This is a genomic window from Paracoccus ravus (genome assembly GCF_004522175.1).
Taxonomy (GTDB): domain Bacteria; phylum Pseudomonadota; class Alphaproteobacteria; order Rhodobacterales; family Rhodobacteraceae; genus Paracoccus; species Paracoccus ravus.
Window position 1 is genome coordinate 72,463 of record NZ_SDEB01000003.1, and the last position, 19,949, is coordinate 92,411.

The window sequence follows — 19,949 nt, forward strand, 5'->3', positions numbered from 1 at the left end:
GCCCGAGGAGGAAAAGATCATGCGCCATCAGGTCTGCATCATTGGCGGCGGCCCCTCCGGGCTGCTGCTGTCATTGCTTTTGCGCCGCGCGGGTGTAGATGCCGTCGTGCTGGAACGCCGCTCACGCGACTATGTGCTGTCCCGCATCCGGGCCGGGGTTCTGGAACAAGGCCTTTGCGACATCCTGCGGCAGGCGGGCGTCGGCACGCGAATGGATCGCGAAGGATTCGTCCATGACGGAACCATCATCACCGCGCATGGCACGACCGTTCACATCGACTTCAAGAAGCTCACCGGCAAGTCGGTGATGATCTATGGCCAGACCGAGGTCACCCATGACCTTTACGACGAGCTTGACCGGATCGGCGCCCCGATTTTTCATGAGGCCGAAGATGTCGCGATCCACGATGCCGATACCGACGCGCCCTATGTGACCTTCTCGCATCAAGGCCAGACCCGCCGCGTCGATTGCGACTATATCGCGGGTTGCGATGGCTTTCACGGCGTGAGCCGCCGCTCGATCCCGGAATCTGTCCGTCGCGAGTTCGAGCATGTCTATCCCTTTGGTTGGCTTGGGATTTTAGCCCATACGCCCCCGGTCGCCGATGAGCTGGTCTATTCCGGCCATGAGCGCGGTTTCGCGCTTTGCTCGATGCGCAATGCCAATCTGAGCCGCCATTATCTGCAGGTCCCTCTGACCGACAAGGTCGAGGATTGGAGCGATGAGGCATTCTGGGCCGAACTCAAGCGCCGCCTGCCGCCGCATCTGGCCGAGATACTTGTAACCGGCCCTTCGATCGAGAAAAGCATCGCGCCGCTGCGCAGCTTCATTTCCGAACCGATGAGCTGGGGGCGGATTTATCTTGCCGGAGACGCCGCCCATATCGTCCCGCCGACCGGGGCAAAGGGGCTGAACCTTGCTGCCTCCGATGTCTGGTATCTGTCCCGCGCGCTGATCGCGCAATTCGCGGGTGATGGGCAACTGTTACAGGATTACTCCGCGACAGCATTGGCAAGGGTTTGGAAAGCCTCGCGTTTCTCATGGTCGATGACGCGGATGCTGCACGAATTCCCGGCCGAGGGCGAATTCCTTGCCCGGATGCAGGCCGCCGAGGTCGATTACCTCGCCCATTCCGAGGCCGCGCAAACTGCCTTGGCCGAGAACTACGTTGGCCTGCCCTATTGAAATGAAAACGCCCGGTCACTGACCGGGCGTTTCCTTATTCTCAGCCCTTGCGGGATTTCGGGGCGTGGCTGCCCTTATAGGCATCGGCCTTGCGCTTGGGCGCGGGCTTGGCCCAGCCAGCCTTGCCGCCCGCAGCGGGTTTCGCGCCCGGCTTGCTTTTGGCATAGGGTGCGGCATCCGAGCCGCGTTTCGCGGCTTTATCGGCGGTGCTCCAACGCTCTTTTTTGCGCGGCGCGGCGGCATCTTCGCTGCGCGGACGGTCATCGCGACGCTCTTCACGCCAATCGTCGCGACCCTCATCGCGCTTGCGCGACTCGTAAGCGCCTTCCGGCTTTTTCTTCGGATAGCCCTTTTTCTCGGCGGGCGCGCGACGCGCACCGGGAGCAGCACCGGCACGCTCGAAATTCGGCATGCCTTGCTGGCGCAGCATCATCAGGCCTTCTTCCAGCTCGATGGCTTCGCCGAACTTATCGGCGGCTTCGCCAGCGATCTGCACGAAGCTCTCGTCTTCGCGGATTTTGATCGCGCCGATCACGTCCTTATTGACGTTCCCGGCTTCACAGATTTTCGGCAACAGCCAGCGCGCTTCGGCGCGGCCCGAATAGCCGACCGACAGCGAGTACCAGACCGAGTTGTTGAAATCACGCTGCTCACGCGGAGCGGAAGGCGCGGGACGCTCGTTCACGACCGCCAGTTCCTCGGGCGAGGGACGGCCTTCGCGCCACAGACGGATGAAGGCCGAGGCGACCTGTTCAGCACCAAAGCGCGCAATCAGATCGGCGGCTTGGGCGGCATCGTCCTCGGATTTGTTCAGCAGCGTCGGATGTTCGAGCATCCGCAGATCGTCCTTGGCGCGGACATCATCCGCCGAAGGCGCACCGGACCAAGCCGCTTCGACCTTGGCGAATTTCAGCAGGCGCTGCGCCTTTTTGTAATCCGACGGCGGCACGATCAGGGCCGAAACGCCCTTGGAACCTGCACGGCCAGTACGGCCCGAACGGTGAAGCAGAGTTTCGGCATTCGACGGCAGATCGGCATGGATCACCAGTTCCAGACCGGGAAGGTCGATGCCGCGCGCGGCAACGTCAGTCGCGATGCAGACTTGGGCACGGCCATCGCGCAAAGCTTGCAGCGCATGGCTGCGCTCGGCTTGGCTCAGCTCACCCGACAGCGCCACGACCTTGAAGCCGCGATTGCCCATGCGGGCCAGCAGGTGGTTCACATTGGCGCGGGTCTTGCAGAAGATGATCGCGGTGCGGGCCTCGTAAAGGCGCAGCAGGTTGAAAATCGCGGGCTCGCGGTCGCGCGGACCGACGCTGATGCCGCGATATTCGATATCGCCATGCTGGCGGGCCTCGCCACCGGCGACGATGCGCAAAGCGTCTTTCTGGAAGTCCTTGGCGAGTTTCTCGATCGCCGGCGGAACCGTCGCCGAGAACATCAGGGTGCGGCGGGTATCCGGAGCGGATTCCAGAATGAATTCCAGATCTTCGCGGAAGCCCAGATCCAGCATCTCGTCGGCCTCGTCGAGGACGGCGGCGCGCAGGCCCGACAGGTCGAGGCTGCCGCGGTCGATATGGTCGCGCAGGCGACCCGGAGTGCCGACGACGATATGCGCGCCTTGCGCAAGCGCCCGGCGCTCGCTGCGGTAATCCATGCCGCCGACGCAGGTGGCGATCTGCGCGCCGGTTTCGCCATAAAGCCATTCCAGCTCGCGTGCGACCTGTAGCGCCAATTCGCGCGTCGGCGCAATCGCCAGACCCAGCGGGACATCCGCGGGCAGCAAGGACAGCGAGCCGCCAAGGATATCGGGAGCCACGGCCAGACCAAAGGCCACCGTCTTGCCCGAACCCGTCTGCGCCGAGACCAGCATGTCGCGGCCATCCGCATCAGCGCCGATAACGGCTTCTTGCACGGAGGTCAGGCTGGCATAGCCTTTGGCTGCCAGCGCCGCGGCCAAAGGCGCAGCAATATTCAGTTCTGTCATGTTTTCGCCAGAAAAGGGGGTGCCGAACACCCGATGAGCGGCACCAGAACCCTCGCGACGGTCATGCCAAAAGCACCGCCGCTCCGTGGTTGCGGAGCCAAAGACTGGCCCCTTAGACCTCAAGCATCGACAAGTAAAGGCACTATTTGACCATGCCCTCGAAAATCCATTGCCTGAAACGGCCGTCTTGTCCAAGCTCTGGGGAAAAAATGGCGGGACATGGGACGGTTATGGTGAAATCTATCATGAACATGCAGAAACGCGATATTCTGGGTCTGCTTCTGGCTGCGCCCTTGCTGGCGGGATGCAGCCGTCCGCCGGAACTGGTCGGAATCGAGAATCCGGCCCTTCCGGACGAAAGCATCGCTCAGTTGCGGCGGCACAAGATGTTCATCGCGACGACACGGCAGGCCTCCGAAGTCGTGGGCGCGTTCTACTCTGCCGAACGCGCGCCGGAACTGGGTCTGGCATCCGTGGTCGCCACCGTGCCGCCGACGCATAAGGTCGGCGCGCTGGAACGGCCCGAGAAGCTGCCGCCCGACCCAAGAACCGAATTCTCGATCATCGATCCGGTCGTCTATGCCAGCGCAAGGTCCTTTGCGGGCGAAATCGACCGAGAATTGGCGCGGCGTCCCCCCGGCCGACGCCGGATCCTGCTCTTTGTTCACGGCTATAACAACACCACCAGCGACGCGATCCTGCGGCTCGCGCAATTCGTCGAGGATACCGGCTATGACGGGGTTCCCGTCCTGCTGGCATGGGCATCTGCCGCGCGCGCGCCGCGCTATGTCTATGACATGAACAGCGCCTTGATTGCGCGCAGCAAGCTGGACGATATCGCGGGACTTCTGGCAGGCACGCGCGCGGAAAGCGTCGATATCTTTGCCCATTCCATGGGAACGCTGCTGACTATGGAGGGGCTCGTGGACAGCCAGCAGCGCGGCACTCTGGGTCGACGGCACATGATCAATACGATCATCCTGGCCTCTCCCGATATCGACATCGACCTGTTTCGCACCCAGATCGCGATGCTGCCCCCCGAAATCCGAAGCAAGATCTATCTGCTCGTCTCGCGCGACGACCGTGCGCTTCTGGCGTCGCGGCGCATCGCCGGAGGTGTGCCAAGGGTGGGGGCGGCACATGCGGCCGAATTCGAGGGGCTGGGCGTCACCGTGATCGACCTGTCGCGGATCAGCGATTCCAGCTCGGGCAGCCATTCGAAATTCGCAGGCTCGCCCGAGGTCGTCCGGCTGATCGGAGCGGGGCTCAATCAGCCGGGCGGGCTGAGGGCGGGACGCACCCCCGCGCTCAGCGACATGCTGACCGCAATCCCGATCAGCGTGACCGGGCGCTGAGGCGCTCAGCCTATTCTCCGGTGGTTTTCGGCTCAAGCGCCGAATTGCGCGACGAGTAGAACAGGTAGAACGCGGCGGCGCAGATCAGCCAGATGGCCGTGAGCCGGAAAACGATCCCCGGTAGGCTCGAAATCAGGTAAAGGCAGCACAGGATGCTCAGGACCGGCAGCACCGGGAAGAAGGGCACCTTGAAGCCGCGCTCGGCATCCGGGCGGCGATAGCGCAGGATGATGACGCCCATCGAGACCACGCTGAATGCCGTGAGGGTCCCCATGCTGGTCAGATCCCACAGCACGTCCGACGGCAGAAAGGCCGCGATCGTGGCGACAAAGCACGAGACGATGAGCGTATTCGCGGTCGGTGTCTGGGTCACGGGATTCAGCCGGCTGAAGATCGGCGGCAGCATCCCGTCGCGGGACATGGCATAAAGGATCCGGCTCTGGCCATAGATTACGACCAGCGTCACCGAAAAGACCGAGATCACCGCCCCGGCCGACAGGATGACGGCGGGAACGGCCGAGCCGGTGACATTGCGAAGGATGACCGAAAGCCCGGCCTCCTGCCCCTCGAACAGGGATTGCGGCTGCGCGCCAAGCGCGGCCAATGCCACGAGCAGGTAAAAGCCAATGACAATCACCAAGGCGAGAATGATCGCGAGCGGCAGGTTGCGGCGCGGATTTTCGACCTCATCTCCGGCCGTCGAGACCGCATCAAGGCCGATGAAGGTGAAAAAGATCGACCCGGCGGCGGCGCTGATGCCACCCATGCCATGGGGCGCGAAGGGCGCAAGGTTGTCGGGATCGAAAGCGGTGAAGGCCAGCGCGATGAAAAGCGCAAGAACCGCCAGCTTCAGCACCACCATGATCGCATTGGCCCGCGCGGACTCGCGCGTTCCCCGCGCCAGCAACATGCAGCACAAAAAGACCAGGACGGCGGCAGGCAGGTTGATCAGTCCGTCGCCTCCGAAATGCAGGCGGTAGCCATCGGCAACCAGCGGCGCGTGCAACAAGGCGCGGGGCAATTCGACCCCGGTCGTGGTCAGCAGCAGGTCATGCAGATATTCGCTCCAGCCGACCGCGACCGCGCCCGCCGAGACGCCATATTCCAGGACCAGGCAGGCCGCGACCATGAAGGCGATCCCCTCTCCCATCGTGGCATAGGCATAGGAATAGCTGGAGCCCGAGACCGGGATCATGGAGCTCATTTCAGCGTAGCACAGCGCCGTCAGGCCTGCCGCAAAGCCCGCGATCAGGAACGAGACCAGAACTGCCGGTCCCGCCGTCGGGACCTGCTCGGCCAGCACGAAGAAAATGCCCGTCCCGACCGTCGCACCAACGCCCAGCATGGTCAGCTGGAACAGCGACATGCTGCGCCGCATGCTCGATCCGCCCGCCATGCCGCCTTGCCGCGCGGCAAGGTCGATAGGTTTCGTGCGAGAGATGCGCTGAAAAAGCGATGGCGAACTGGTCATATACTGTCTGTCTTTTCGTTATCCGGACAGGCCGGCGCGCCGCTCAGCCGGCCTCGGCTCCCGGCTCGGGGCCGGAAAGCAGATAGGCTGCCTCACGGCTGTCAAATCCGTGGATCCTTTGGCCGAGGGCGAAGGCCTTGGTCAAGTCCTCGCGCAGCGTCAGCCGCGCGGCCAGAGCCGCCCGAGGGTCGTCGCGCAGCAGGGCGTCGATATCCCTTGGAATCGAGATGCGCAGGCCCTGATCCGGCGGGACCAGCACTTGCCCCCCGGCGCGTGCCGCGACCTCGGGGCTGTCAAGCGCCCAGTCCACGATCAGCCGGTCCGAGGGCAGGCCGGCATTGATGCCCTCCATCTGGCCATAATAGTTTTCCAGGTAAGTCCCGGAAGTGCCGCCAAGCCCGGCGATATTCAGCCCCGCATTCACCGCGCGCAGGGGATCGTAGGTCCATCGCACCAGCCCTATGCCCCGCGCCAAACACCAATCGCGCTGGAACCATTTCAGGCGCGCGCCCAGACGCAGACCGCGCGCCTCGGGCAGGACGGCAAGGCGGTGCGAATGCTGCACGCCGGGAGTGGCACTGGGAAAGGCGAAGAGAAAGCCCAGCATCCTGTCGCCGTCGAAGGCCCCCGCGACCAGACCGCCCTCGTGCTGGATCGCCAGCATCAGATCGGCGTTGTCGGCCGGATCATCCTGCCCCCAGACGGCGCGTTGCAGATCTTCCGACGCCTTCAGTTCCGTCAGGGAACCAAGCTCGCGGATGATCGGGCCGCTCATGGCCGGACCTCTTCGCGCGCGCCGGTCACGCTGTCGAGAAAGCCGCGATCCAGTGTCACGCCCAGGCCCGGACCGAATTTGGGAACTGCCATCAGCCCGGACTTGGCCTCAAGGCTCTGCTCGGTGATATCCCTTGCAAAATAGCGGCTTGCCGAGGATGTGTCACCCGGTTTCGAGAAGTTGGGCAGGCTCGCGAGATGAATGTTATGCGCCCGCCCGATCCCCGATTCGAGCATCCCGCCGCACCAGACCGGAACGTCGAAGGCCGCGCAGAGGTCATGGATCGCCTGTGCCGAACGGAACCCCCCGACACGTCCCACCTTGATATTGATAACACGCGCCGCACCCGCCACCAGCGCCTTGCGGGCATCGACCGCGCTGCGGATGCTTTCATCCAGACAGATCGCCGTCCGCAGACGCGCCTGCACCACCGCGTGGTCGTGGATATCGTCGAATGCCAAGGGCTGTTCGATATAATCCAGCCCAAAGCCATCCATCTCGGCCAGCAGTGGCAGATCACCCAGGCGGTAATCCGTATTGGCATCAACCGTCAGCTTGGTCTTGGGGAATGCCGCCCGCACCGCCTCGAGCATCGCCAGATCATGGCCGCGCTTGATCTTGAGCTTGACCCTGCGATAACCCGCCTCGACCGAAGCCGCGACGCGCTCGAGCGTCGTGGGTATATCGGCGATGCCAAGGCTGACGCCGACCTCGACCGCGTCCCGCGTCCCGCCCAGAAGCGCCGAGAGCGGCTGGTTCAGCGCCTTGGCCCAGAGATCCCATGCCGCCATTTCGACCATGGCCTTTGCCATGCGATGCCCGCGCCAGGGGGCCAGCAATGCGTCGATCTCGGCGGGGTTGGAGAAGCGCCGACCGATGAGTTGCGGCAGCACCGCCTCACGCAGGAAATGCAGCGCGCCTGCCTGAGTTTCCTCAAGATAGTCCGGGAGTGTATCCATGACCCCCTCGGCATAGCCCTCGAGCCCTTCGCCACGCAGGGTCAGCAGCGGAAAGACCTTTTCGGTCATGGTGCCGGTCGAGATCACGAAAGGGGTCAGAAGCGGCAGGCGCAGGATGCGCAATTCCGCCGCGTCGATGCGGATACCGGGGAACTGGGTCTGGGTCATGTGAAATCTCGCAGGAAAGGCGCGCGCAAACTGATGCGAAAACGACGACAGCGCAAGCGCGCCTTGGCTTAATTGCCCGATCCGGTGCGTCACCCCTTCATCCTTGTGACGGCCTGGGCTAGAAGACGCCATGCTCGTGGATCCAAACAACCCGTTTTTCGACCGTCTCTGGGTCAGGCTGCTCTGCGTGGTGGCCCCCTTGGGCTGGGCCGCCATGGAATTTTCGCAGGGCGCCCATCTCTGGGCGGCTGCCTTTGGGGCTGCCGGCCTGTATCTGGCTTACGCGCTGTTCTGGCAACGCGGACGCTGAATCATCCCTCGGTCTCGCGGCGCAGCAACTCGCGCTTGCGGGGCACGCCCCAGCGATAACCCGAGATCGACCCGTCGCTGCGCAGCACACGGTGACAGGGGATCGCCACCGCAAGCGTATTCGCCGCGCAGGCGCCCGCAACGGCACGGACGGCGCGCGGCTCGCCCAGTCGGGCGGCCAATTCGGCATAGCTGACGGTCTCGCCCGCGCGCAGATCTTGCAAGGCCTGCCAGACCCGGCGCTGAAAGGCCGTCCCGCGGATATCCAGCGGCAGGTCCAGCCCCGTGCCCGGTGCCTCGACAAAAGCCACGACGCGCCTGACGATCTGCGCGAAATCCGCCGCACCTTCGGCCAGTTCCGCCTTGGGAAAGCGGGCGCGCAATTCCTGCACAAGGGGTTGCGCCTCGTCCCCCAGCGAAATCGCGCAGAGGCCCGTCTTGGTCGCGGCGACCAGCACCATCCCCAACGCAGAGGGCGCGACGGCATAGCGGATCACGGCATCCCGCCCACCCCGCCGATAATCCGAGGGCCGCATCCCAAGGACCTGCGCCGCGTCCTCATAGACGCGGCTGGTCGAGCCGTAGCCCGCCGCCTGCACCGCCTCGGTGACGCTTTCGGTTTCTGTGAGGGCAGCGCGAAACCGCTCGGCGCGGCGGGCGCGGGCATAGGCGGCGGGCGTCATTCCGGTTCTCGCCTTGAACTCCCGGTGAAAATGGAACCGGCTCAGGCCGATTTTGTCGGCCAGGGCGGCGATATCGGGAATATCCTCGGCATTCTCGATGATCCGGCAGGCCTCGGCCACCAGCGCGTCATTGGCTTGGGCCGCCGAAAGGCCGCGCGGATGACAGCGCAGACAGGGCCGGAAACCCGCGGCCTCGGCCTCGTCGGGCGAGGCGAAAAATGCGACATTCTCGGGCCGGGCGCGCCGCGACGAGCAGGACGGCCGACAATAGATGCCGGTCGTGCGCACGGCAAAGACGAAGCGCCCATCGGCCGAGGAATCGCGTGCGATAACCGCCGTCCAGCGCGGGTCGGGGGTGGTGTTTTGATCCGGAGACATGAACATGTTATAGCACCTTCCTGGTCGTGAGGGGCATATCATGCTGAACTGCGGTCGTGAATGCGCTCCGACGCTTGCTGCCAAATCCGGGGGCAGAGGTCGCGGCATCCCGACCATGGTACGGGCAGAGCCGCGAGCAGCGCGAAACACGCTGCTTTCGCGGAACCCGCTTCGTGACTGCGGTCTTTAGAATGCGCCGGCACAGGGTCGGCAAACCGAACCGCTGGGAACGCGAGCGTATCGCGCCACTGGAAAAGGACGGAAGACTTGAAGGATAACGTCAGGGAATTCGGATCGCTGGATCTGGATCGGCATGCTTTTTTCTTTGATTTCGACGGAACTCTGGCCGAGATCGCCCCAAGACCGCAGGATGTGACGCTGGGCGAGGTGATGCGCCAGAATATTACGCGGCTCAGTCTGAGGACCGGCGGTGCGGTGGCCATCATTACCGGGCGCAACCGCGCCGAAATCACCCCGCATCTGGACAGCGAGATCCCCGTCGCGGCCCTGCATGGGGTGGATTTTCCGGGCCGCGCCGATGTCGCGGTGGCGGATCGCATCAACGCGATCCGGCCTCTCTTGCCCCCACTTGCGCGTCTGGTGGTGCGCCATCCCGGCGCGGTGCTCGAGGACAAGGGCCAGGGACTTGCCTTGCATTGGCGCGCCGCGCCCTCGGCCGAGGGTGCGATGGTGGAAGCCGCGCATGAGACCCTTGCGACGCTCGGGGCGGGTTGGCAGATCCAGCCCGGCAAATGCGTGGCAGAAATTCGGCCCGTGGGGGACGACAAGGGCGGGGCGCTGCGCCGCTTCATGACGATCGACCCGTTTCTGGGGCGCCGGCCCGTGGCCTTTGGCGATGACCTGAACGATCTTCCTATGCTCGCGGCAGCGCGCTCGGCGGGTGGTCTGGCCGTGGCTCTGGGCGAGCGCGACCTGCCCGCCGACATCCGCCTTTCCGGCCCTGCGGAACTGGGCGACTGGCTGGAACGGAGGCTCGAGGCATGAACCGAGGCATACAATCGCTGGAACTGGGGATCATCGGCAATGCGACGACCGCGGCCCTCGTGAATCGTCAGGGCGACATGGTGTGGATGTGCCTGCCGCGTTTCGACGGAGATCCGGTCTTTTGCGGGCTTCTCGAACCCAAGGCCGGAGCGGAGGAAGGCATCTGGTCGATCCGCTGCGACGATCTTGTCGAGACCAGCCAAAGCTATCGCCGCAATAGCGCCATCCTGGAAACCATCCAGACCGACGCCAAGGGCAACCGGCTCAAGATCACCGATTTCATGCCGCGATTCCGCGAGCGGGGACGGATGTTCCGCGGCCGCACGATCCTGCGCATCATCGAGCCGCTCGTCGGCATGCCGCGCGTCACCGTGCGGCTGCGGCCGCGTCACGCTTACGGCGCCTATCCCGCCGAGGTGCGGCGCGGCTCGAACCATCTGCGCTATGAACTGGGCGAGGAAACGCTGCGCCTGACGACCTCGGCCCCGGTTGAGTTCGTGCTGCAGGAGACACCGTTTCTGCTCGATCGGCCGCGCGTTTTCCTTTTGGGCCCTGACGAGCCCCTGAGCGACGCGCCCGAGGCCATCGCAGCGAATTTCCTCGAAAGGACCGAGGCCTATTGGTCGGACTGGGTGCGCGCCCTGTCGATCCCGCCGGATTATCAGGATGCGGTGATCCGGGCCGCGATCACCCTGAAGCTTTGCGAATACGAGGAAACCGGCGGAATCGTGGCGGCGCTGACCACCTCGATCCCGGAATATCAGGATACCGGACGGAACTGGGATTATCGTTTCTGCTGGCTGCGGGACAGTTTCTTCACCGTCAAGGCGCTGAACGGTCTGGGCGTGACCAAGACGATGGAGGATTATGTCGAATATGTCCTGAACATCGCGACCGGATCGCATGATGGCTATATGCAGCCGCTTTTCGGGCTGGGTCATGAGCGGGTCATCGTCGAGGAAAGCTGCGACGAACTCGCGGGTTACCGCGGCAATAGCCCGGTTCGGCGCGGCAATGCCGCCTATATGCAGGTCCAGAACGATGGCTATGGCTCGGTGATCCTTGCGGTCAGCCAATGTTTCTTCGACCAGCGCCTGCCGAGGCTGGGGGGGCATGACCTCTTCCAGCGCCTTGAAGTTCTGGGCGAGCAGGCCGTGGCGCGCTGGAACACGCCCGATGCCGGCCTGTGGGAATTCCGCACCCGCGAAAGCATCCATACCCATTCGGCCATGATGTGCTGGGGGGCTTGCGACCGCCTGGCCCGGATCGCCGCGCATCTGAGCCTGCCCGACCGCGCCGCCTATTGGGGGGCGCAGGCCGCCAAGATCCGCGAAGCAGTCGAGGCCTATGGCTGGAGCGAGACCCGACAAAGCTATGTCATGGCCTTTGGCAGCGAAGATCTGGACGCAAGCCTGCTTTTGATGACCGAGATCGGATTCACCAGCGGCAAGGATCCGCGCTATCAGGCCACGGTCGCCGCGATCGAGGCCGAGTTGCGGCAGGGCCATCATCTGTTCCGCTACAAGGCACCGGATGATTTCGGCGCGCCTGAAACCGCCTTCACGGCCTGCACCTTCTGGCTGATCGACGCGCTCTGCCGTCTGGGCCGCCAAGAGGAAGCGCGCGAGATCTTTGCCGAGGTCCTCGAACAGCGCAATTCCCTTGGCCTGCTGTCCGAGGGCGTGCATGTCGGCAGCCGGACGCTTTGGGGCAATTTCCCGCAGACCTACTCGATGGTCGGGCTGATCAATGCGGCTACAAAGCTGTCCCGCACATGGGAGGAGGTCGTTTGAGCCGTCTTATCGTGGTGTCCAACCGCCTGCCCGCCCTGGGCAAGGGGGTGGCAGCAGGCGGATTGGCCGTTGCCCTCGAAGCCGCGCTCAAGGACAAGGGCGGACTGTGGCTGGGCTGGTCGGGCAAGACAGCCGAAGAGCCCGGACCGCCGGACGTGCAGGAAGAGGGCGCGGTGCGCTATGCCGCGCTTGACCTGACGGCGGCGGATGTCGCGGGCTATTACGAGGGGATCTCGAACAGCGTGCTTTGGCCCTTGTGCCATTACCGGGCCGATCTTCTGGAATTCAACCGCGCCGATATGGAAAGCTATCTGTCGGTGAACCGCAAATTCGCCGAGGCGCTGGTGCCGATGCTGCGGCCCGATGACCTGATCTGGGTGCATGATTATCACCTGATCCCGCTCGCCGCCGCGCTGCGCGAGATGGGGGTCAAGAACCGCATCGGCTATTTCCACCATATTCCCTGGCCAGCGCAGGATCTTTTCCGCGCCCTGCCCCGCGCGGCGGTTTTTCTGTCGGCGATCCTTGCCTATGATGTCGTCGGACTTCAGACCCGTGCCGACGCGCGCAACCTGCGCGAGGCCCTGGACGCGACACGCCACGACCTGGAAGCCTCGACCCCGCCACGGGGAACACGGATCGGTGCCTATCCCATCTCGATCGACACGGCGGCCTTCGCGGCACGGGCCAAGCGTGCGCGCGATCTGCCCCGGATCCGTGAACTGCACCGGCGGTTCGGGCCGCGCGACATGGTGATCGGGGTGGACCGGCTGGATTATTCCAAGGGCCTGCCCGAGCGGCTGCGGGCGATCGAGCAATTGCTCGAGAACCATTCCGGCCTGCATGACCGTGTCAGTTTTCTTCAGATCACGCCGGCCTCGCGCAGCGGGATCGAGGGCTATGACCGAATCCAGCAGGAGGTCGCCGAGCGCGCCGGGCGGTTGAATGCCGCCTATGGCACGCTCGATTGGGTGCCGGTGCGCTATATCAACCGCGCCTTCAGCCATAGCCTGCTGGCGGGGCTCTACCGGCTGTCAAAGGTCGGGCTGGTCACGCCCCTGCGGGACGGGATGAACCTCGTCGCCAAGGAATATGTCGCGGCTCAGGATCCCGAGGATCCCGGCGTCCTCGTACTGTCGCAATTCGCGGGCGCCGCCGCCGAGATGGAGGCGGCGCTGATCGTAAATCCCCATGATGTCGAAGAGGTGGCGGGCGCGATGGCCCGCGCACTCACGATGTCCGTCGAGGAGCGACGAGACCGGCATTCCGCGATCATGCGGCGGCTCGAGGCCTGGCCCGTAGCGGTCTGGGCCAAGTCCTTTCTCTCGGATCTGCAGCCCGCCAGAACGCGCGACGCGGTCAGGCAGCCGAGCGATCTCGGCTGAGGACATACCAGGCGCCGGCCGCAAGACCCGCGGCCATGGCGAACCAGGTCAATGCATAGCTCAGGTGATTGTTGCGGAAACTCACCACGGTCAGCCCTCCCACCGGCAGGGCCGTGGCATCCGGTCCCATCCCGGCATCGACGAAATAGGGCGCGGCATCGGTCAGGCCGTAGCTGCGGGACAAGGCCGACACATCGCGGGAATACCACATCCCGCCTTGCGGATCGTTCTCGCGCAGGAAGGCCCCGCCCGGTTGCGTGATGCGCAAGAGCCCGGTCACGTCCTGTAGCCCTTCGGGACGGGCGCGCGCGGCAGACTCACGCCGGTCACTCGGAACGAAGCCGCGATTGATCCAGACGGACCAGCCCTCGGGCAGGGTCAAGGGCGTCATCACCCAAAAGCCCGCACCCCGGCCTGTTACCGCCTTGACCAGAACTTCGCTGTCATAGGCGTAGATACCGGACAGCGAGACCCGGCGATATTCGTCGCCCGCGGGGGTGATCGCCGCCCAGTCCTGCGGACCGGGGGCCGGAACGGCCGGGGCCTCGAGCCGCGACTCGACGCGGTCGATCAAATCCAGTTTCCAGTTCAGCCGCTGGACCTGCCAGATCCCGAGGCTCAAAAGCACGATGACGCCCACCGCTGAGGCGAGCGTCATCAATGCCCAGGCCAGCTTGGACCGGGGGCCGCGCGACCCTTGGGTCGCGCGATCCGTCACGGCATGACCTGCAATTCGTGGTTCATCTGCGGCATCATGTTCGTGTTCAGATGGAACATGACCCAAAGCGAACCTGCGATCATGATGCCCACGATGACGATGGTGAAAAGCGCCGAGAGCAGCGTCCAGCCCTCTTCGGCCGAACTGTTCATGTGCAGGAAATAGATCATGTGAACCAGAACCTGCGCGATGGCGCAAAGTACCACCAGCCCCACGGTCATCAGGCGGCTGTCGAAACCTCCGCCCATGACCACGCCAAAGGGGATCACGGTCAGGATCACCGCCAGCACGAAGCCGGTCATGTAGCTTTTGAAACTGCCATGATCGTGGTGATCCTCATGCCCATGACCTGCGCCGTGATGCGCGTCATGATTATGCGAATGTGCCATCAGATCACCCCCATGAGATAGACGACGGTGAAGACCCCGATCCAGATCAGGTCAAGGAAGTGCCAGAACAGGCTCAGGCACATCAGGCGGCGCTGATTGGCCGAGGTCAGGCCGAATTTCGACACCTGAACCATCAGCGTGATCAGCCAGATCGAGCCGAAGGTGACGTGCAACCCGTGCGTGCCCACCAGCGTGAAGAAGGCCGAGAGGAAGGCCGAGCGCTGCGGACCCGCGCCCACATGGATCATGTGATGGAACTCGTAGAGTTCGATCGCCAGGAAGCAGAGGCCGAAGAACAGCGTGATCGCCAGCCATTTCAGCGTACCCGCCTTGTCGCCCTTGACCATGCGCAGCATCGCGAAGCCATAGGTGATCGACGAGAAGAGCAGCATGGCGGTGTTCACCGCCACCAGTTCGAGGTCGAAGAGATCCTTGGGGCCGGGACCGGCCGCAAGGTTTCCGTGAAGCACGCCATAGGTCGCGAAAAGCACCGCGAACATCAGGCAGTCGCTCATCAGATAGACCCAGAAGCCGATATTGGTCGAGGCTCCCTCCGGGTGGTGATGCGGCTCGGTTTCCCAATAGGCGGCAGGGTTCTGGAGTTGGGTAACGGTGCTCATCGCATCATGCTCCCTGTGCCAGCTGAAGGTCACGGGCCTTCTCGACCGCGCTCACTTCCTCGGCGGGGACGTAGTAATCCCGGTCGTAGTTGAAGGTGTGGTAGATCGAGTAGGCGATGATCCCGAGGAACGAGACGATGGCAAGCCACCAGATATACCAGATCAGGGCCATGCCGCAGATCGTGCTGAGGCCAGCAAGGATCACGCCCGTGCCGGTGTAACGCGGCATGTGGATCGGGATGTAATCTGCCTTCGGACGTGCGGCGCCTGCCTCTTTCATCTCGGCCCATGCGTCCAGGCCGTGAACGACCGGAGTGAAGGCGAAGTTATAGGAGGGCGGCGGCGACGAGGTCGCCCATTCCAGCGTGCGGCCGTTCCAGGGATCACCCGTCACGTCGCGATATTCCGGCTCGTTGCGCTTCCAGATCGAGATACCGAACTGGACGAACATCGCTCCGATACCCGCCGCGATCAGCACCGCGCCAAGGGCCGCGATGATGAACCAGATCTGCAGGCTCGGATCGTCAAAGACGCGCATCCGGCGGGTCACGCCCATCAGGCCGAGAATATACAGCGGCATGAAGGCCAGCCAGAAGCCGATCACCCAGCACCAGAAGCTGACCTTGCCCCAGAAAACGTTCAGCTTGAAGCCAAAGGCCTTGGGCCACCAGAAGTTGATCGCCGCGAACAGACCGAACAGCACGCCCCCGATGATCACGTTATGGAAATGCGCGATCAGGAACAACGAGTTGTGCAGCACGAAATCGGCAGGCGGAACAGCCAGCAGAACGCCGGTCATGCCACCGATGGTAAAGGTCAGCATGAACGCGATGGTCCACATCATCGGCAACTCGAAGCGGACGCGGCCGTGATACATGGTGAACAGCCAGTTGAACAGCTTCGCCCCGGTCGGGATCGAGATGATCATCGTGGTGATCCCGAAGAACGAGTTCACCGACGCGCCCGAACCCATCGTGAAGAAGTGGTGCAACCACACGAGGTAGGACAGGACCGTGATGCAGACGGTCGCATAGACCATCGAGGTATAGCCGAACAGACGCTTGCCCGAGAAGGTCGAGGTGACCTCCGAGAACACGCCGAACAGCGGCAGGATGAGGATGTAAACCTCGGGGTGGCCCCAGATCCAGATGAGGTTGATATACATCATCGGGCTGCCACCAAGGTCATTGGTGAAGAAGTTCGTGCCCAGATAGCGGTCCAGCGTCAGCAGGATCAGTGTCATCGTCAGGACCGGGAAGGACGCGACGATCAGGATGTTCGTGCAGAACGAAGTCCAGGTAAAGACCGGCATCTTCATCATGGTCATGCCGGGCGCGCGCATCTTGAGGATCGTCACCATCAGGTTGATCCCCGAAAGCGTCGTGCCGACACCCGCGATCTGCAGGCCCCAGATGTAATAATCGACGCCGACCCATGGGCTATAGGCGATGCCCGAGAGCGGCGGGAAGGCGAGCCAGCCGGTCTGCGCGAATTCGCCGACGAAAAGCGAGGCCATGACGATGACCGCACCGCCCACCGTCATCCAGAACGAGAAGTTGTTCAGGAAGGGGAAGGACACGTCGCGGGCACCAATCTGCAGCGGCACGACATAGTTCATCAGACCGGTGACGAAGGGCATCGCCACGAAGAAGATCATGATGACGCCATGCGCCGTGAAGATCTGGTCGTAGTGGTGCGCGTTCAGATAGCCTTCCGAGCCGTTGAAGGCGATGGCTTGCTGGGCGCGCATCATGATGGCATCGGCAAAGCCGCGCACGAACATGATGAGGCCAAGGATCATGTACATGATCCCGATCTTCTTGTGGTCCACCGAGGTGAACCACTCGTTCCAGAGATACCCCCAGAGCTTGAATTTGGTCAGCGCGGCGACCAGCGCCACGCCGCCGATCGCGACGACGACAAAAGTCGCCAGGACGATCGGCTCCTTCGGGATGGCGTCAAAATTCAGACGCCCCAGAAGGAAGGTTGTTTCGACATTGGTTGGAATGGCCATCTGGGACTCCGGCTCAGAGTTGGTTTTCCGCGGCGGGACGCCGCGCATCCTGGATGAGCCGCGGCATGTTCATGCCAAGGCCCAGACGGTTTTCGGGGCGGGGCAGCGCCATGCCGCGCATCGGCGTCTGATCGACACGGACGACCGGCTGCGTTTCGCGCAGATCGGCGAACATGCGGGCCGAATCGGCGGGCGTGCAGAAGCTGGTGACCATGAACGGCTCTTGACCAAAGACGGGGCGAGCCAGCCCGCGGCGGATCTCCTTGTCATAAGTCAGCTGCGCCATGTTGATGGTGCCGGCCAGACCGGTTCCGCCCTGCGCATCCAAGGCCATCATCTCGGCCATGCAGATCTTGTTCTGTTCGACGCACATGTTCACGGCGCGGTCGAAGAGCTCTGGATCCACCTCGGCAAAGGTCATGGGCTTCACGTTCTCGCTGGGGGCTTCCAATTCGAGATAGGCCGGACGGTCCAGCACGCCACCATGCGCGCGGGCCTCGTCAACCCAGGCATCGAAATCCGACTGCTCCAGAGCATGGGTCTTGAACCGCATGCCCGAGAAGCCGTGGCCCGAATAATGCGAGGCCAGGCCCTGATATTCGCCGCCATTGTTGAAGACGCCGTGCAGCTTGGTCTCCATGCCGGGCATGGCATAGATCATGCCGGCCATCGCCGGGATGTAGAAGGCGTTCATCACCGACGAGGAGGTCAGGCTGAACTCGATCTCGCGATTGACGGGAACCGCCAATTCGTTGACCGAGGCGACGCCCTGTTCGGGATAGATAAAGAGCCATTTCCAGTCCAGCGCGACGACTTCGACGCGGAAAGGCTCCTGTTCCGTCACCGGTTCGCTGGCGCTCAGACGATCCAGCGGACGATAGGGGTCCAGAAGATGGGTGCCGACCCAGGTCAGCGCGCCAAGGCAGATGATGATCAGCAAAGGCGCAGCCCAGATGATCAGTTCAAACTTTGTCGAATGGTCCCAGTCGGGATTGTAGGGCGCATTCTTGTTCGAGGCGCGATAGCGCCAGGCGAACAGGACGACCAGCGCCATGACGGGAATGATGATGATCAGCATCAGGCCCGTCGAGGCCAGAAGCAGATCTTTTTGACGTTCCGCAATATCGCCGGAGGGTTTCAGAACCTCCATCTTGCAGGCAGCCAAAGCCAGAATAGCGGGTGCAAGCGCGAGAAAGCGCGCCAAGCGGGGGAGTATACGCATGAAAGCCGTAACCTCGCCTGAGAGGGGGGCATTGGGAGGGGTTTAGGTGGGCCACCCCCTAAGGGATGATCCCCGCGACAGACATAGGACAATTTGCCACACCCCGCCCGGGTTGAAAATCCGCCTTGACCGGTCGAAGAACGCGCCCACAATCGCTTTCAAGTCCCCTCGCCCCTCTCGATGTCGGGTGCCCCTGATAGGTCAGCTAGACATGTGCGCAGCAAATACCTCCTCCTCCAACCTGCCCCGCGAAGCGACGCCCGGTCATGATGTGTCCCCCTCCGATATCGCGGTGGGCGTCATCATCGGTCGTTCTTCGGAGTTCTTCGACTTTTTCGTTTTTGCGATCGCCTCGGTCATCGTCTTCCCGCAGCGGTATTTTTCCTTTGAGCATCCGCTGACGGCGACGCTGTGGTCGTTTTCGATCTTTGCCCTCGCCTTCATCGCGCGCCCGCTCGGCACCGCGTTCTTCACGGTGGTCGATCGCCGATACGGCAAGAGCACCAAGCTGACACTGGCCATGCTGATTCTCGGCACGGCCACGGTCGGCATGGGGCTTATCCCCTCCTATGATCAGATCGGCGCATCGGCCATCGTCATCCTGTGCCTGTTGCGTATCGGCCAGGGCTTTGCCCTTGGCGGCGCCTGGGACGGTCTGCCCGCCCTGCTCAACATGAATGCCCCCGAGAATCGCCGCGGGCTTTATGTCATGGCCCCGCAGCTTGGCGCGCCCGTCGGCCTGATCGTTGCGAGCCTGCTTTTCGCCTATCTGCTTTCCAACATGTCGCAGGCGGATTTCCTGAACTGGGGCTGGCGCTACCCGTTCTTCGTGGCCTTCGCGATCAACGTCGTGGCGCTGTTTGCGCGCCTGCGCATCGTCGTTACGCCCGAATATACCGAAGCCTTCGAGCAGCAGGAGCTTGAGCCGACCAGCTACCGCAAGGCTTTCGCGGAGGACGGCAAGACCATCCTTGCAGGTGCCTTCGTGCCGCTGGCCAGCTTTGCCCTGTTCCATATGGTGACCGTGTTCCCGCTGTCCTGGATCTATCTCTATACCGACGAGACGCTGGCCAACTTCCTCGTGATCGAGGCGCTTGCGGCAAGCTGCGGTTTCCTCGCCATCATCCTGTCGGGGGTGATCGCGGACCAGATCGGCCATCGCAAGCTCTTGTTCCGCTGCGCGGTTGCCATCGCGATCTTCAGCCTGTTCGCGCCCATGCTCTTGTCGGGCAGCCAGATCGGCGAGGCGGTCTACATGATCATCGGCTTTGTCATCCTGGGCCTCAGCTTCGGGCAAAGCTCGGGCGCCGTGGCCTCGCTGTTCGAGCCGCGCCGCCGCTATACCGGATCGGCCATCGTCTCGGACATGGCCTGGCTGTTCGGTGCGGGCTTTGCGCCGTTGGCGGCGCTCGCGCTCTCGGCCTGGCTCGGTCTGCCTGCCGCGGGTCTCTATCTGCTGTCCGGTGCGCTCTGCACCATGGCCGCCTTGTGGTTTGCGCGGCAATTGCGCCTGCGCTGAACCGATCCCATCA

General features: G+C 63.4%; 17 protein-coding genes. 7 read left to right on the forward strand and 10 right to left on the reverse strand.

Features of this window, described 5'->3' with window-relative positions; translation table 11 throughout:
• Positions 1-19 precede the first annotated feature (19 nt).
• On the forward strand, positions 20-1,186 hold the full coding sequence (pobA, locus tag ESZ60_RS03720; protein ID WP_134679218.1) for a 4-hydroxybenzoate 3-monooxygenase: 1,167 nt from the start codon (positions 20-22) through the stop codon (positions 1,184-1,186).
• A gap of 40 nt (positions 1,187-1,226) precedes the next feature.
• On the opposite strand, the gene ESZ60_RS03725 is transcribed toward pobA, so the two are convergent.
• Entirely contained in the window at positions 1,227-3,173 is a 1,947-nt protein-coding gene (locus tag ESZ60_RS03725) for a DEAD/DEAH box helicase (RefSeq protein WP_134679075.1), read from the reverse strand.
• 245 nt (positions 3,174-3,418) lie between these two features.
• Here ESZ60_RS03725 and ESZ60_RS03730 point away from each other — a divergent pair, with 245 nt between their 5' ends.
• Positions 3,419-4,528 carry an alpha/beta hydrolase gene (locus ESZ60_RS03730; protein ID WP_245155563.1) on the forward strand — a complete coding sequence of 370 codons (1,110 nt, stop codon included), beginning with the start codon at positions 3,419-3,421 and terminating at the stop codon, positions 4,526-4,528.
• A 10-nt stretch (positions 4,529-4,538) separates the two neighbouring features.
• On the opposite strand, the gene ESZ60_RS03735 is transcribed toward ESZ60_RS03730, so the two are convergent.
• Genes ESZ60_RS03735 through menC form a run of 3 tightly spaced genes read right to left on the reverse strand, consistent with a single transcriptional unit; the run spans position 4,539 to position 7,901 of the window.
• Positions 4,539-5,999, reverse strand: a complete 1,461-nt coding sequence (locus ESZ60_RS03735; RefSeq protein ID WP_134679076.1) for an APC family permease — start codon at positions 5,997-5,999, stop codon at positions 4,539-4,541.
• A gap of 43 nt (positions 6,000-6,042) precedes the next feature.
• Positions 6,043-6,774, reverse strand: coding sequence for a GNAT family N-acetyltransferase (locus tag ESZ60_RS03740; protein ID WP_134679077.1), 732 nt, complete (start codon positions 6,772-6,774; stop codon positions 6,043-6,045).
• Entirely contained in the window at positions 6,771-7,901 is a 1,131-nt protein-coding gene (gene menC, locus ESZ60_RS03745; protein ID WP_134679078.1) for an o-succinylbenzoate synthase, read from the reverse strand. Before menC ends, ESZ60_RS03740 begins: the two co-directional genes overlap by 4 nt.
• Before the next feature lie 130 nt (positions 7,902-8,031).
• Here menC and ESZ60_RS03750 point away from each other — a divergent pair, with 130 nt between their 5' ends.
• The gene (locus ESZ60_RS03750; RefSeq protein WP_134679079.1) at positions 8,032-8,211 is read left to right on the forward strand and encodes a hypothetical protein; all 180 of its coding nucleotides are present in this window, start codon (positions 8,032-8,034) and stop codon (positions 8,209-8,211) included.
• Between the two features lies 1 nt (position 8,212).
• On the opposite strand, the gene ada is transcribed toward ESZ60_RS03750, so the two are convergent.
• The gene (gene ada / locus ESZ60_RS03755) at positions 8,213-9,277 is read right to left on the reverse strand and encodes a bifunctional DNA-binding transcriptional regulator/O6-methylguanine-DNA methyltransferase Ada (protein WP_134679080.1); all 1,065 of its coding nucleotides are present in this window, start codon (positions 9,275-9,277) and stop codon (positions 8,213-8,215) included.
• A gap of 261 nt (positions 9,278-9,538) precedes the next feature.
• Between ada and otsB the strand changes: the two genes are divergently transcribed.
• From otsB to ESZ60_RS03770, 3 genes are read left to right on the forward strand one after another with little or no spacing between them, the layout of a single operon-like run.
• On the forward strand, positions 9,539-10,276 hold the full coding sequence (otsB, locus tag ESZ60_RS03760; RefSeq protein WP_167620051.1) for a trehalose-phosphatase: 738 nt from the start codon (positions 9,539-9,541) through the stop codon (positions 10,274-10,276).
• Positions 10,273-12,069 carry a glycoside hydrolase family 15 protein gene (locus ESZ60_RS03765; RefSeq protein WP_134679082.1) on the forward strand — a complete coding sequence of 599 codons (1,797 nt, stop codon included), beginning with the start codon at positions 10,273-10,275 and terminating at the stop codon, positions 12,067-12,069. Before otsB ends, ESZ60_RS03765 begins: the two co-directional genes overlap by 4 nt.
• Positions 12,066-13,454, forward strand: coding sequence for an alpha,alpha-trehalose-phosphate synthase (UDP-forming) (locus ESZ60_RS03770; RefSeq protein WP_134679083.1), 1,389 nt, complete (start codon positions 12,066-12,068; stop codon positions 13,452-13,454). Before ESZ60_RS03765 ends, ESZ60_RS03770 begins: the two co-directional genes overlap by 4 nt.
• On the opposite strand, the gene ESZ60_RS03775 is transcribed toward ESZ60_RS03770, so the two are convergent.
• The 5 genes from ESZ60_RS03775 to cyoA are packed head-to-tail and all read right to left on the reverse strand — an operon-like array spanning position 13,429 to position 18,417.
• The gene (locus ESZ60_RS03775) at positions 13,429-14,172 is read right to left on the reverse strand and encodes an SURF1 family protein (RefSeq protein ID WP_245155564.1); all 744 of its coding nucleotides are present in this window, start codon (positions 14,170-14,172) and stop codon (positions 13,429-13,431) included. The two genes, ESZ60_RS03770 and ESZ60_RS03775, sit on opposite strands and share 26 nt — an antisense overlap.
• Entirely contained in the window at positions 14,169-14,561 is a 393-nt protein-coding gene (cyoD, locus tag ESZ60_RS03780; RefSeq protein ID WP_134679084.1) for a cytochrome o ubiquinol oxidase subunit IV, read from the reverse strand. The genes ESZ60_RS03775 and cyoD overlap by 4 nt, the downstream gene beginning before the upstream one ends.
• Positions 14,561-15,181 carry a cytochrome o ubiquinol oxidase subunit III gene (cyoC, locus tag ESZ60_RS03785; RefSeq protein WP_134679085.1) on the reverse strand — a complete coding sequence of 207 codons (621 nt, stop codon included), beginning with the start codon at positions 15,179-15,181 and terminating at the stop codon, positions 14,561-14,563. Before cyoC ends, cyoD begins: the two co-directional genes overlap by 1 nt.
• Positions 15,182-15,185: 4 nt before the next feature.
• Positions 15,186-17,195: a cytochrome o ubiquinol oxidase subunit I gene (cyoB, locus tag ESZ60_RS03790; RefSeq protein ID WP_134679086.1), complete on the reverse strand. Its 2,010-nt coding sequence runs from the start codon at positions 17,193-17,195 to the stop codon at positions 15,186-15,188.
• A 13-nt stretch (positions 17,196-17,208) separates the two neighbouring features.
• A complete protein-coding gene (gene cyoA, locus ESZ60_RS03795) occupies positions 17,209-18,417 on the reverse strand; it encodes a ubiquinol oxidase subunit II (protein ID WP_134679087.1) in 1,209 nt (402 codons plus the stop codon).
• Between the two features lie 271 nt (positions 18,418-18,688).
• On the opposite strand from cyoA, the gene ESZ60_RS03800 reads away from it, so the two are divergent.
• Positions 18,689-19,936 (forward strand): MFS transporter, encoded by a 1,248-nt coding sequence (locus ESZ60_RS03800; protein ID WP_245155565.1) that lies wholly within the window; start codon positions 18,689-18,691, stop codon positions 19,934-19,936.
• Positions 19,937-19,949: the final 13 nt, after the last annotated feature.